Below are 12,944 nucleotides of genomic sequence, written 5' to 3' on the forward strand. Positions count from 1 at the left end.
GTAATATCCCCCTCCCATGTCAAAAATAAGTTCTACCCCATTATACATTTGTACGTACAATATTGCCACAACTTTTTAACACAAAATAAACCTGTACATACAAGTGTACAGGTTTACCCCGGGAGAACATGTAAAATTTTATAAGCCCAATTCTCAGTGGCACTTCTCTGCTCCTATATTCTCCGAACCGAATCACGCACAACCAGCTCGGGCTCGAACACGATATCTTCTCCTGCCAGCGTTCGCCCGTCGATCATGGACAGCAACACTTCCACAGCCTTCGTGCCCATTTCCGCTTTCGGATGGGTAAGCGTGGTCAGCTGTACTTCAGTCGCCGTAGCCAATGTGGCGTCGTCAAAACCGACCATGGACAGATCGCCCGGAATCGTCAGGCCGACCTGTCTCACCGCACCCAGCAGATGCACCGCCAGCTCGTCGTTATAACAGACGAACGCCGTCGGACGGCCACTCCTATCCAACATTGCGAGCGCAGCTTGAAAGGGCTTCGCGTTTTTATCATCCGTCTCATAGGTGACAACGGAACCCGGCGAAAGCGGTATGCCGTACTGCTGATGAGCACGCATAAAACCTTTCAGCCGGTTCACGCCTTGCAGATCGTCAATCTTAAAAAAGCCCGCAATGCGGGTATGGCCCATGCCAATCAAGTGCTCTGCAGCTTTGAAAGCGCCGGATTCATCATCTACCTTCACACAGGGGCAGCTCATTTCGGGATAGCGCGCATTAATCATGACCAGCGGGATATTACGGTGCTGCATCGCCAGAAAGTGCTCCAGGTTCGGATTTCCCCGGGCGCTCTTAGTCGGCTCCATGATAAGTCCGTTCAACGGTTTCCCCAGCATCATCATCAAGCTTTCCTTTTCTTTTTCCTTGCTGTTGTCTGTGCTCGACAGTAATAAGCCGTACCCTCTGCTGCGCAGCGTCGATTCCGCCCCGCGCACAATATGGGGAAATATATAATCCGATATGTGAGTGGTGATCATCCCGATGGTCTGCACTTCTTGTACGGCGGCGCCTCTTGGCATCGACACAAACGTCCCTTTCCCTTGCAGGCGATACAACCAACCTTCCTGTTCCAGCTCACCGAGCGTCTGCCTGACAGTCTGCCTGCTCACCTGAAACCGGTCTGCAATCTCATGCTCCGTCGGCATTTGATCATTGGGCTTAAGCTTCCCCGATTGGAGCCAGGCCATAATTTCTTGCTTTACCAGCTGATACTTCGGCATTCGCTTGTCTGTCATTTCACACCCCAAGTTTGTCTGTTGTAAAAGAAAGTATATCACAGCGAAGTTGTATGTACATCATAAAACTTCTTGTGCTGTGAAGAATCCGGATTTGACCGCTCACAGGGGTGTGGACAGGGTACAACCGTTATGCAATACAATACCGAAACAGTGGCTGCATCCACACGCCGATACCGGGTAGGAATGTGTATCATGTTCCCGCCGCTATAACGCTGCAGCACCATCGACACCGAGTGCAACTCTCACTCATTTTGCCCCGCGTGCCACTTGATACGCTCGCAGCAGCGTGTAACGGTTCGGCCGCACATGATGCGCTTCCCGAATACTCCGCTCCAGCAACTCATCGTTGATGCCAAGCTCCTCCGCTGTCGCCGGGCCGCCAACTGTCCGCAGCAGCTGACGGATGGACTCTCCGTCCGGTATCGCACGGATTTCCGCAGCGACCACTTCATGATCGGCTGACACGGGCAGCAGCCGCTCATCAGCTAGCCGGTGATACAGTTCCGCAATCTCCGCGCACGCCACACCGACCTTGGCGCCATGCAGAAGCTGCCGTCTTCCCAGCCGCAAGCACTCCATCTCCCAATAATGCGACACATGATGTTCAGCGCCTGAGGCCGGATGGGATTGCCCGAACAGCAGCATGGCAAATCCCGACTCCAGCAAAGCCTCCGTCAACAGCCGGACGCCTTCCTGGCTGCGTGCCGCGATCTCATCCGCATGATCGACGCACCGGTGCAGCGCATTCCGCGTCATTTCCGCCGCAACGTCGGAGTACGGTTCTCCGCCCGCAATGCTGCCGAAGCTCCAATCGAACAGTGAGGTGTATTTGCCGATCATATCGCCGAAGCCCGCCCCGACCAACGGCGCAGGTGCTTTTTTGAGTATGTGGAGGTCAGCAAAAATCGCTGCCGGGCCAATCGCCGTAATCGTTTTCTTTTCTCCCCGTAAAATAAGAGGCGCACCCTTCGAATTGAAACCGTCCACGGATGGAGCGGTAGGCACGGAGACGAACGGAATTCCGAGCGAGTATGCGGCGAAACGGGTAATATCATGCAGCGTGCCTGACCCCAGCGCGACGACGACGTCCGCTGAGTATGATTTCAAATCCAATATAAGTTGGATGAGTGCCGTTTCATCTGCGATGACATCACCCTGACTGTCCGGGAGGATGATCGTCACGCTGACGTTAATCCCAGCTGCCGCCAACGACTCTGTCAGGCTGCCGCCCGCTGCTGCATATGTATTCGTGTCAGCGGCAACCACCACTCTTCCGAAGGAACGGTCCTTAATAAAAGGAGCTACCTGGTGAATAGCGCCGGCGTCGACAATCACGGGTCCGATATCTGCGGCATGCTTGCCATTTCCGTCCATCTGCATTGCGGCTTGTTTCACCTTTGCCAGTATGTCTGTCATAACATTTCCTCTTTTCGTAGTGGAATGTTGGTGCTCGTGCCCGTCTGCACATATATTCAGTATAGCAAACTAAAAGCGCTTACCCAATGCATTCCGCCACTCGATATTACCGGCTGCGTGTGATTTCACCCGCAAACCCTCCTGCTTATGGCCACCAAACCGCTTAAACTCCTGAATACGCCATGAAACCGCCATCTACCGGCACGGTGATTCCGGTCACAAATCCGGACATGTTCTCATCAGCCAACCAGATCAAAGTGCCTAATAGATCATCGGGAGTTCCAAATCTGCGCATGGGCGTGTGGTTTAATATCTTGTTGGATCTGGCTGTCAGAGAACCGTCTTCATTCGTTAACAGCCGCCTGTTTTGTTCCGTCAAGAAAAAACCGGGCGCAATGGCATTGACCCTAATACCTGCCTCGGCCATGTGTACGGCCAACCACTGCGTGAAGTTCTCGACAGCGGCTCTCGCCGCGCTGTAGGCGGGCACTTTCGTCATCGGGCTCGGAGCGCTCATAGATGACATGTTGATTACGACAGCTCCCCGTTTGTGCACCATATGCCGGGCAAACACTTGCGTCGGTACAACCGTGCCGAGAAAATTCAGGTTGAACACATGAGAGATGCCTGCCGCGCTTAAGTCGAAAAATGTTGTAATTTCCTTATTGCCTAAATCCCCGGGCAGAAACGTCTCGTTAGTTGTAATCCCCTGCGGATGGTTGCCGCCGGCGCCATTGATCAGGATGTCGCATGGGCCGAGCTGCTCCATTACCGTCTCCCCGCCCGACCTCACGCTCGCTTCATGCAAAACATCACACGCCACCGCTATTGCTCGGCCGCCCCCGCTTCGTATTTCCTCGGCCACTTGCTCACCTTTTTCCGCTGTCCGGTTGAGAATTGCGAGTATCACACCATGTCTGGCCAGCTCCTTGGCCATCGCGGAACATAGAACCCCGCTGCCGCCGGTGATGACGGCGACTTTACCCCTCAGATTATGATTAATGGCAATCATATGGACGCCTCCCGCTTCATTCGTTCCAACGAGTCCCAGATACCCCACAGATACATAATGCCCAGTGCGCGATCGTACAGCCCGTAGCCCGCCCTGCACTGCTCATCCCAGATATGTCTGCCGTGATCAGGTCTTGCGTAGCCCTGGAAGCCGCTGTCATGATACGCCTTCACGATTCCGCATATATCCACGGTGCCGTCGCTCGTTTTATGCGAAGTCTCGATGAAATCTCCGTTCTCATACACTCTCACATTGCGGATATGCGCGAACGGAATCCGGTCCGCAAATTCCCTAACCATACCGGCGATGTCATTGTCCGGATGGGCACCCAAAGAGCCGCTGCAGAGAGTGACGCCATTGTACGGATTATCCACCAGCTTCAGCAGCCGGCGGATGTTATCTTGACATGTGATGATTCTCGGAAGTCCGAAGATCGGCCATGGCGGGTCATCGGGGTGTATCGCCATTTTGATGTCGTTCGCCTCCGCTGCGGGAATGATCTGTTCCAGAAAGTATTGCAGATTATCCCACAGGTTCTCGTCCGTGACATGCTGATACGCTTCAAACAGCGAAGTGAGATTGATGAGCCTCTCCGGTTCCCAGCCCGCCATCGACAACTCAGGATTTGCATTGATTTTAACAACCAGCTCCATAGGATCAATGTCGGCCACCTTCGCTTTTTCATAAAACAATGCTGTTGATCCATCCTCTAGCTCTTTGAATAATTCAGTCCGGATCCAATCGAACACCGGCATAAAGTTGTAGCAAATTACCTTCACGCCGACTGCGGCGAGATGCTCTATCGTTTTTTTATAGTTCTCAATATACCGGTCTCTGGTGGGAAAGCCGAGCTTGATATCTTCGTGCACATTGACGCTTTCGACGACTTCCAGGTGCAGTCCGTGCTGCTCCGACAGCTTCTTGTATTGCAAAATTTTGTCCATAGGCCATGCTTCGCCTGCCGGCATGTCGTGCAGCGCCCAAACAATTCCCTCCACGCCGGGAATTTGCTTAATTTGTCGCAGGGTCACCGTATCGTTGCCTTCTCCATACCATCTGAATACCATTCTCATCGAGCATGCCTCCAACCATTGGATCGCTTCATAGAATTATTTGAAATACCGGGGATACTTTTGTCTAAGCTCTTCTTTCTCAATAATGACTCTGTCCAAATGGTCCCGTAAAACCTGTTCGGCGGCAGCAGGATCGTTCTCTTGAATGGCCTGCACGATTCCGCGGTGCTGTGCAAGTATGACGCGCCAGTCATGGTTGGACGCCAGTCTCAAAAAACGGATACGATTGTAGTGCGTCGTCACCTGTTGAATCAAACCCCAAGTGCGCGTCCTGCCGCAGCCTACGATGATGGTTTGGTGGAATTGTTCGTCAAGCTCAAACAGCCGCTCATAGTTCCCCTCGGACTCGCAAAGCTCCTGCAGCGCAATAAGATTTTGCAGATTCAGTATCTGTTCCCTGCTGAGCTTGGCACATGCTTCACGTACGATTGCCGATTCAAGCGTGGCTCGCAAAAATCTGGACTCCTCCGCGTGTTCCAAGTCAATGAGTGAAATGATGGAGCCTTTGTGCGGAGTGGTTTCAATGAGCTCCTCCTGGGTCAGTCGCACCAGCGCCTCGCGAATCGGTGTTCTGCTCACCGAGAGCATCTCTACTAACTCTTTCTCAGAGATGAAGCGTCCCGGTTCCAGTCTAAGCTCCATAATGTTTTTCTTCAGGGTTTCGTATACATAATCCCGAACAAGTCCCCTTTTGTCTTTCATTGCTGTCAGTTGATTATTCATAACAACCTCCCGGGCGTACGCTAGCTTATCTCAGTATAATCACTGCCTAACGTGATATCGTTCTTCGCAAAGCCCGTCACCGAGCTTTTCTTTTCATAAAAATGAGGCGCGTTCGCCATAATTCCTTCGCGTGTGTAAAACGGATTGTCAGGCTGCAGCGGCAGTTGAACCTTCTGTCCCGTGCTGGCCGCCAAGTAAATAGCCGTAATCAGTTCCAGCGTGTTGCGCCCCTGATGTCCATCGACCAACACGTTCAACGTTGCATTTTCTACCGCCGTCAACACGTTGTCGATTTGCCCCGTGTGTCCGCTGTATGGAACTTCGGGAAGTTGCCCGTACAGCGCCTCGATCTCCGCCTCCAGCACCGCATTCCTCTCAGGGAATCCGTTTTCCTTGGACAGGGACGCGTACACTTTCCATGGCGCCGATACTCTTGCCTTCTCTGCTTGAAAAATGACCTGCTGCTCCTCCCCATGGTGGACTACTGAGCTGGTAATTTGAGCCAAAGCGCCATTTGCATAGGATAATATCGCAATCGACAGATCCTCCACTTCCGCGTTATCGTGCGCAGTGTTGCTCATCACCGCCTGCACCGTGTCCGGCATACCCATCATCCATTGCAGCATGTCAATATGATGAACTGCATGGTTTAACGTGCACCCTCCGCCTTCTTTTTCCCAAGTGCCTCTCCACCACAGATCGTAATACACGTGTCCCCGCCACCAGTGGGATTCCACCTGCGCATGAAGCACTTTGCCCACCGCTCCCGCATCCAGCAGCTGCTTTAATTTCATGATCGGATCCCGGAACCGGTTCTGACCGACGACGGACAGTATTTTGTTCGCTTGCTCAGCGGCAGCGATCATTTGATCACATTCCGATAAAGAAGAGGCCATCGGCTTCTCCACTAACACATGCTTGCCTGAGCGCAAAAATTCGATGGACAATTCCGCGTGTGTGTAAGGGGGAGTGCAGATGGAGACCAGGTCGATATCGTCTCTGTCTGCGACTGCCGACGCCTCGCCCACAATGTCGCAGTCCAATTTGAATTTTTCTTTCAACGCGGCCGCCTTCTCCGGATAAATGTCACAAATGCAAACTACCTTACATCGCTCGGGAAAAAAAGAATACGCTTCCAAATGTGCTTGTGAAATACCGCCTGTACCCACCACCGCTACTTTAATCATAGAATCCGCCTCCCTTTGTGGTTTGTAAAACCGCACACGTGATACTAGTATGACTGATAATACTAGACTGATTTATTTGTATTATAACTAGCCTATAGTTAGAACTCAATTCAAATTTTTCCACAATGCCTGTGGCGAAACCCCTGGCGTGTGACACATAGCGCGCTGGACTCACGGTGATTGCTCCGTCTTGCGGAATCAGCGGCAGCAGGCCCGCCCAAAAAGCGGGTACTGTGCATGGATTGTTGCAGGTGGGAGAACCTACCACTATGGGTGCGCCCAAATAAACCTACGGGGAGGCAGCAGCAATGGAAATACCAACTCAACCGGAAGACAGGGATCGGGCGGCTCAAACGGCCCGTGCAAATCCCGATTACCCGCCGAACGAGAACGCAGAAAGCCGGCTCAGCGGCCCGGTAAAAATCGACGGTTTAACCGATGCCGAGGAGTTTACCAGAACAGAAGTCCCTAACCGGGCAGAATGAGATCCTCGTACTTCCTGGCACGATGTTGGGAGTTGGTTTAGCATCACACAGCACGCAGCAAACAAAAAAAAGCACCCGTCTGGGTGCTTCAGCTTGCAGGAAAGCCCGCTCGTTACCGGGGCTTATCATTGTCCTGCTAATCATTGTCTCGCTTATCGCGCTCCTCCGCCGCTCAATTCCAGACTCATGCACACCAGCCACGGGCATGCCCGTTAGTTGTGTTCGCCGTGGTCGTGTTCATGCTCATGCTCATGTTCATGGTCATGCTGATGCTCCTGGTCGTCATCACCGAACCGGAAATGCTCGTAAAAGTCGTGATACGTTTGCTGGGACTGTTCACCCTCCGCCCACGCGATCAACCATCCTTTATTGTAGTAGCCGACAGCAGGAAGATCCTTATAAAAATCGACAAGCGGCATGCCCTTGTGGTTCTTCAGCTGCATGGCGTCCTCATACTTCGTGAGGTTGAAACGATACAGCTGAACCTCGCTTTGCTCCGCAGTGGCATAAATCATCGGCTCGAGCTTTTCGCAAAGTTCACAATCGGTCTCATAAAAATAAATAAAGGTTTGGTCATCAGCGTCCATAATGGCCTTGAGCTTCCGGATGGCGTCGCCGCTGTCGCCCGTGATCTCATTCGGCCCATCAGCCGGGGCGTTCGCCGCTATGATATCTGCGTGCAGCCACTCGCGACCGGCCCAGAATGCGAGGCACAGCAGAACTGCTCCTGTCACCAGCCAGTAAGTCGGGCGGCGAATGGTCACACCGTGACTCCTTTGGCCTGTATGGCGAGATTGAGCAGAAACTCGTGCACATCGGTCGCATCCATTTGCTCCGGGAGGTCGATATCCCGCCCTGTCACGATCATGGATACCAGGTCGCCCGCCCCCCGCGCCGGCAGCCCATGCGAGCCTCGAATACGGTCCGGTTCCAGCGGAATCTTATAGGTCTTCATATCGACGAAGAGTTCGACCGGATCATAGCCGGGCTTGCGGTGGATGTCGACGGTGTGGGCGAAATCCGGCGCTCGCTCATTGTCGAGCCACCAATAGTAAACAAACCAGCTGTCCGGTTCGGCGATGGCAATCAATTCTCCCGCGCCGGGGTGATCGATCCGGTTTTCCCGTTTTTCCTGCTCGCCCCAGACTTCCGCAATGCCCGGCGTATCGAGCAACAGCTCTTTCACGGCGGAGATATCCGCTGGATTCGGAACATACACGTGTGCGATCTGGTGGTCGGCCAACGCGAAAGCTGCGGACTTCTCGATGTCGGCAAAATCCATCTCCTGCACACGGTTTACGGCAACGTAGCCATTCTCGTTGAGCAGGCGGTTAATGTAGACAGGCCGGTTTACCGGCTTAAAGCTGTACTCCGACAACAGTACAATGCGTGTTTCGTCTCTCAGCCCACGGCGCTCCAGTTCCTCGACGAACCCGCCTATCACGGAGTCCAGCTCCTTTACCGCTTGTCGAACCTGTTCGCTGTCAGGGCCAAACCTCTGGGCGTGATAATCCAGATTCGGCAAGTAGACGAGACTTAGCCGGGGACGATATTCGTCGAGGACATCAAGCGCAGCCTGTGCGATCCATTCGCTCGACTTCACTGACGCGAGCGGTCCCCAGAACGTTTTTAAATCGAATTCCCCATATTTCTCCGCCAAATTTGGATACAAGTCGCGCGGCTTGGAATCGCACCACAGGATCATTTTATCTTCCAAATGGATAGGTGCCGGTGTCACGACGTAGTCGGCGGTGGTCAGCTTGCTGAACTGCCAAAAAAGAACGGCCGTCTTGGCTTCCGGGTCTTCCTTTTTCAGCTTTTCCCATAGCTTTGCACCCTGCACGGGCACCATCGTCTGGTTCCACATGGTCACTTCTTTATAATTCCGATCCATTAACCCATTGCAAATAATTCCATGTCCGCTTGGCGCTTCTCCAGTTATGTAGGTGGCCTGCGCCGTGCCTGTGACGGCTGGGAAAACAGGACGAATGCTGCACTGCCGTGCCCCCTCCAGCAGCTTCCGGATGTTCGGCGTCAGCTCCGGTTCATCAAGCATCTGCTGCGTTAAGCTAATAACGTCTAGCACCACAATATGCTTTGGACTCATGCTTTCTCCCTCCTCTAAGTGACGGCAAATAGTTTCGCGAGCGAAAAACTGCACACCAGGAATATAACCACGGACGCGAACGCGAGCCATCCCCCGAATGGTGCGGCAATCGCAGCATCCAATAACGGCAGTGCGACGATACATTTACCGACCGCACCACGGATGTTTGGGGCTGTGGACTCTTTGAGCGCAGGTCCAACGCCGGAAAACGTCCAGATCAGGAAAATAACGACCGCCAGCAGCGTCACCGCCTGATACGCGGATGTCGAAATAAGGAGCACCCCAATGGAACATAAGGCGATCACGGCAGCGACAAACCGCACTCGAATAGGATAGCTCCCCGGCCCAACTTCCCCGCGCGCCATGAGCGTCACCGCACTGATATACAGCACGCCGAATACGGACAGCCACCAGTATGCTAACAGCTGTTCCGGCACCAAGCTCATGCCCAGCAGCAGATTCAGACCGCGGCAAATGCCCATCGTAATCGGGCCGTACACCGGATGGTGTTTGGCATACCGGTCGTACAGTAAGATGCAAGCGACGGTCAGCACAGCGAGAGCCAGACTGGTCATACCTACGACAGCTGCGGCCACTACTCCGGCAGTACCAAGCGCGATCCCCAGACCCAGCGCGGCCGCCGGGGATATCCGCCCCGACGGAATCGGCCGTTCCGGCCGTTCCATCTTGTCGAGATGTCGGTCAAAGTAGTCGTTCAGCACGACGCCCATCGCATAGAGACATGTGCTGGAGACAATCAATGCGATGAGCTGCGAAGAAAAGGGCGAACTACCGGCCAAACCGGCTGCCACCCATGCTCCGGCCATAATATCCGCCATGGCGGTAAATAAATTCGGCACGCGAATCAGCTGCAGATAGGGCCGCACTTGGCTCATAGGGTGTCGATGATTTGCTTGACGTACGTATACGCGTCGTTAGCCGCTTCTATCGCTTTATCCTCGTACGGATAGAGTTCAACGGTGATAAATCCGGTATAGCCTGTGGCCTTTATGGTTTTCAACACGGCGGGAATGTCGATAGCGCCTTGTCCCGGAATCAGGTGGCAATGCACACGATCCGCTGCAATGTCCTCTAAGTGGTAGTGTTTGGTGTAAGGCAGAAGTTTGTCAACGAGCGCCGTGGGATCCTCATTCACGCAGAAAAAGTGTCCGATGTCAAAATTTAAACCGATGGCCTCTGACGGCACCGCCTGTTTGAAAGCCAGGAACTGCTCCGATGTTTCAATCAGAAGATCCGGTTCGGGTTCGACCAATATTGTGACTCCGGCTTTCTCCGCGTGATCGGCAAGCTCTTCCATGGCTTGAATAAACACGCGGTGTGCCCATTCGCGCTCCACACCGAGCAGCGGGCCGCCCGGCTCGGTGGATAAGGTCTTCGCCCCGAGCTTGACAGCAAGATCGATGCAGTTGTGCGTATGGTCAATGCGTTGGCGGCGCTCGGCCTCACTCGCCTCGACAAAAGACGGGTGCCAGCAGTCTTTGATTCCGTATAGCATGAAAGCGTTCAGGTTGGAGATGCTCATATTGCGTTCCTGGAGCTTGGCGATGATATCCGCGACCTTGTCATCCGATGTCTGAGGCGGAAACGCATGCGGAACATCCAGCAGAATTTCAATGCCGTCGTAGCCGATCTCACTTAACACGTGTATCGTGTCTTCAATGGAGAATTTTTTGAATGCGTTGCTGCTGAATCCCAGTTTCATATAGCAATCTCCTCCCCTTTGTTCTGCAGCTTCAATTTGCCCGACTGACTGTAAAACTGAACCGGATTGTCCCATACAAGACGCTCCACCTGCTCATCCGAATATCCGACGCGTCTCATCTCCCGGGCGGTCTTGGACACGTTAAGCGGATCCGAAGGCCCCCAGTCGGCAGCCGTGTTGATGAGCATGCGTTCGATGCCGTATTTGCTAAAAATATCTAATGCGCCTTCAACGGACACTTTCGTCGGGTAAATCGTCATCCCGCTCCACCCTCCGTACTCTACCGCCAAATCTATGGTATCGTGGTTGTTATGATCAAGGATGACCTGCGCTGGATCGATCCCGACTTCGTGCAGCACCTGAATTGTGCGCTCTGTCCCGGCACGTTTATTTTTATGCGGAGTATGAACCATCACGAGCATATTCATGTCCTTGGCCAGATGCAGCTGCCGCCTCATAACTTCCTCTTCTGCTTCGGTAATGAGATCAAAGCCCACTTCACCAATTGCAAGACACCGCTCATGCTGCAGGTACTCCGGCATTCCGTCAATCACTTGGTGAGCTAGAACCAGATTATTCGCTTCCTTAGGGTTCATCGACACACAGCTGTAGTGGTCGATCCCGTAATTGCTTGCCCGCTCAGGCTCGAAGGTGAGGATGTGATTGAAATAATCGAAGAAGGTTTCCGCATATCTGCGAGTGCTTCCCAGCCAAAATGAAGGTTCCACGATCGTGCGAATGCCAGCGGTACTCATTCTCTCGTAATCATCTGTCGTGCGGGAATAAACATGGATATGCGGTTCAAAAAATTTCACTTTGCATAACCTCCTTGAGCATAGGCTGTAAATACGCAAATGACCTTTTGGCAGCGTTTACATCATTGTGCGCATATGTATATAATTCTATCGTGATGAACCTTTCATAGCCGATATCCTGCAGCGTATCCATGATCTCCGCGAAATTCATCGTGCCTTCTCCAGGAATAAGGTGGTAGTGTTTGCGGTCCCGAATGTCCTCCAAATGGATATTCCAGATTCGCGGACCCAGTTTTCTGAGCAGGGCATCGATATCTTCGCGGCCGACTTCAGCGTGTCCGAGATCCAAGTTCGCCCCTAACCGGGTGGACCCAACCGCTCTGATAATCTCCAGCAGCTCATCACCGTTTTCCACTAACAGGCCCGGTTCGCATTCAATTCCCACATTAATGGATTTCTTCTCTGCATAGTCCATGATTTCCGTGAGTGCCGCTAAGAAATGCCCCCAAGCGCTTGGCGGGGGATTACCTGGCAAACACATGCCGCTGGTTATACTGATATTGCTTGCCCCGATCGTGTGTGCGAAATCAATGCAGCCTTTCGTGTAGGCGAGCCGCCTGGCTCTGACTTCTTGGCTCGCGTTGCATAGCGATGGCTCGAAGCTAATCTGTCCTGTATGTTCTCGGAAGAATCCTATGGCGGTATTTCCGTTGATATTCGAAACTTCCATGCCTAGCCGGTCTAACACCTTGATCACATCCGGAACCCATGGAGCGTCCTTGCTTGGCGGAAAAGCGTGCGGCGCATCTGCCAGAATCTCTACAGCCGGGTAACCGAGCTGAGCGATCTCTTCGATTGCCTGAATCAGTGGCCTTTGCGTAAAACCATTGGTGCTGTACGCTAATTTCATGGACTTCCCCCTTCTTCAGACGAAAGTAGGTTTCACGGGTGAAATCGGCCCGTATGTGACGCGATGAAATCATGCCCGATCGTTCTTTACCTAGCTCGCGGAACGCTTGCTGTTGCTGTCAAGTGCGTGTGCGCCATTCTCCTTTCTCGTAGTGCTTTAGCACTTAATTTAACCGAATGACAAAGTCGGTTATGGTACATAGTGTATCATGGTCAATCCGGGACTGACAAGCGAATTTCATTGAGTTTATTGAGTTTTATGTGGTATATATACATTATGTATCAGGGTGTC

General features: G+C 52.9%; 13 protein-coding genes. 1 reads left to right on the plus strand and 12 read right to left on the minus strand.

What is annotated here, in order from left to right; translation table 11 throughout:
• Positions 1-173: 173 nt before the first annotated feature.
• The 6 genes from CBW46_RS15090 to CBW46_RS15115 form a co-directional block, all read right to left on the minus strand.
• Positions 174-1,259, minus strand: a complete 1,086-nt coding sequence (locus tag CBW46_RS15090; RefSeq protein ID WP_089200828.1) for a GntR family transcriptional regulator — start codon at positions 1,257-1,259, stop codon at positions 174-176.
• Between the two features lie 249 nt (positions 1,260-1,508).
• Entirely contained in the window at positions 1,509-2,678 is a 1,170-nt protein-coding gene (locus CBW46_RS15095) for a sn-glycerol-1-phosphate dehydrogenase (RefSeq protein ID WP_089200829.1), read from the minus strand.
• A 163-nt stretch (positions 2,679-2,841) separates the two neighbouring features.
• Positions 2,842-3,690, minus strand: a complete 849-nt coding sequence (locus CBW46_RS15100) for an SDR family oxidoreductase (RefSeq protein ID WP_089200830.1) — start codon at positions 3,688-3,690, stop codon at positions 2,842-2,844.
• Positions 3,687-4,763, minus strand: a complete 1,077-nt coding sequence (gene uxuA / locus CBW46_RS15105) for a mannonate dehydratase (RefSeq protein WP_089200831.1) — start codon at positions 4,761-4,763, stop codon at positions 3,687-3,689. Before uxuA ends, CBW46_RS15100 begins: the two co-directional genes overlap by 4 nt.
• 36 nt (positions 4,764-4,799) lie before the next feature.
• The gene (locus CBW46_RS15110) at positions 4,800-5,486 is read right to left on the minus strand and encodes a GntR family transcriptional regulator (protein WP_089200832.1); all 687 of its coding nucleotides are present in this window, start codon (positions 5,484-5,486) and stop codon (positions 4,800-4,802) included.
• Between the two features lie 20 nt (positions 5,487-5,506).
• Positions 5,507-6,673: a Gfo/Idh/MocA family protein gene (locus tag CBW46_RS15115; protein WP_089200833.1), complete on the minus strand. Its 1,167-nt coding sequence runs from the start codon at positions 6,671-6,673 to the stop codon at positions 5,507-5,509.
• 308 nt (positions 6,674-6,981) lie between these two features.
• On the opposite strand from CBW46_RS15115, the gene CBW46_RS21385 reads away from it, so the two are divergent.
• Positions 6,982-7,158, plus strand: a complete 177-nt coding sequence (locus tag CBW46_RS21385) for a hypothetical protein (protein ID WP_165842332.1) — start codon at positions 6,982-6,984, stop codon at positions 7,156-7,158.
• Positions 7,159-7,370: 212 nt separating this feature from the next.
• On the opposite strand, the gene CBW46_RS15120 is transcribed toward CBW46_RS21385, so the two are convergent.
• The 6 genes from CBW46_RS15120 to CBW46_RS15145 are packed head-to-tail and all read right to left on the minus strand — an operon-like array spanning position 7,371 to position 12,653.
• Positions 7,371-7,922, minus strand: a complete 552-nt coding sequence (locus tag CBW46_RS15120; protein ID WP_089200834.1) for a thioredoxin domain-containing protein — start codon at positions 7,920-7,922, stop codon at positions 7,371-7,373.
• Complete coding sequence (locus CBW46_RS15125; protein ID WP_207802297.1) at positions 7,919-9,265, minus strand: alkaline phosphatase family protein; 1,347 nt, start codon at positions 9,263-9,265, stop codon at positions 7,919-7,921. Before CBW46_RS15125 ends, CBW46_RS15120 begins: the two co-directional genes overlap by 4 nt.
• Positions 9,266-9,279: 14 nt before the next feature.
• Positions 9,280-10,161 (minus strand): UbiA-like protein EboC, encoded by an 882-nt coding sequence (gene eboC / locus CBW46_RS15130; RefSeq protein ID WP_089200835.1) that lies wholly within the window; start codon positions 10,159-10,161, stop codon positions 9,280-9,282.
• On the minus strand, positions 10,158-10,988 hold the full coding sequence (locus tag CBW46_RS15135; RefSeq protein WP_089200836.1) for a sugar phosphate isomerase/epimerase family protein: 831 nt from the start codon (positions 10,986-10,988) through the stop codon (positions 10,158-10,160). Before CBW46_RS15135 ends, eboC begins: the two co-directional genes overlap by 4 nt.
• Positions 10,985-11,803, minus strand: coding sequence for a TatD family hydrolase (locus tag CBW46_RS15140; RefSeq protein WP_089200837.1), 819 nt, complete (start codon positions 11,801-11,803; stop codon positions 10,985-10,987). The genes CBW46_RS15135 and CBW46_RS15140 overlap by 4 nt, the downstream gene beginning before the upstream one ends.
• The gene (locus CBW46_RS15145; protein WP_089200838.1) at positions 11,790-12,653 is read right to left on the minus strand and encodes a sugar phosphate isomerase/epimerase family protein; all 864 of its coding nucleotides are present in this window, start codon (positions 12,651-12,653) and stop codon (positions 11,790-11,792) included. The genes CBW46_RS15140 and CBW46_RS15145 overlap by 14 nt, the downstream gene beginning before the upstream one ends.
• Between the last annotated feature and the right edge of the window lie 291 nt (positions 12,654-12,944).

It is taken from the genome of Paenibacillus xerothermodurans, from assembly GCF_002220865.2.
GTDB classification, from domain to species: domain Bacteria; phylum Bacillota; class Bacilli; order Paenibacillales; family NBRC-103111; genus Paenibacillus_S; species Paenibacillus_S xerothermodurans.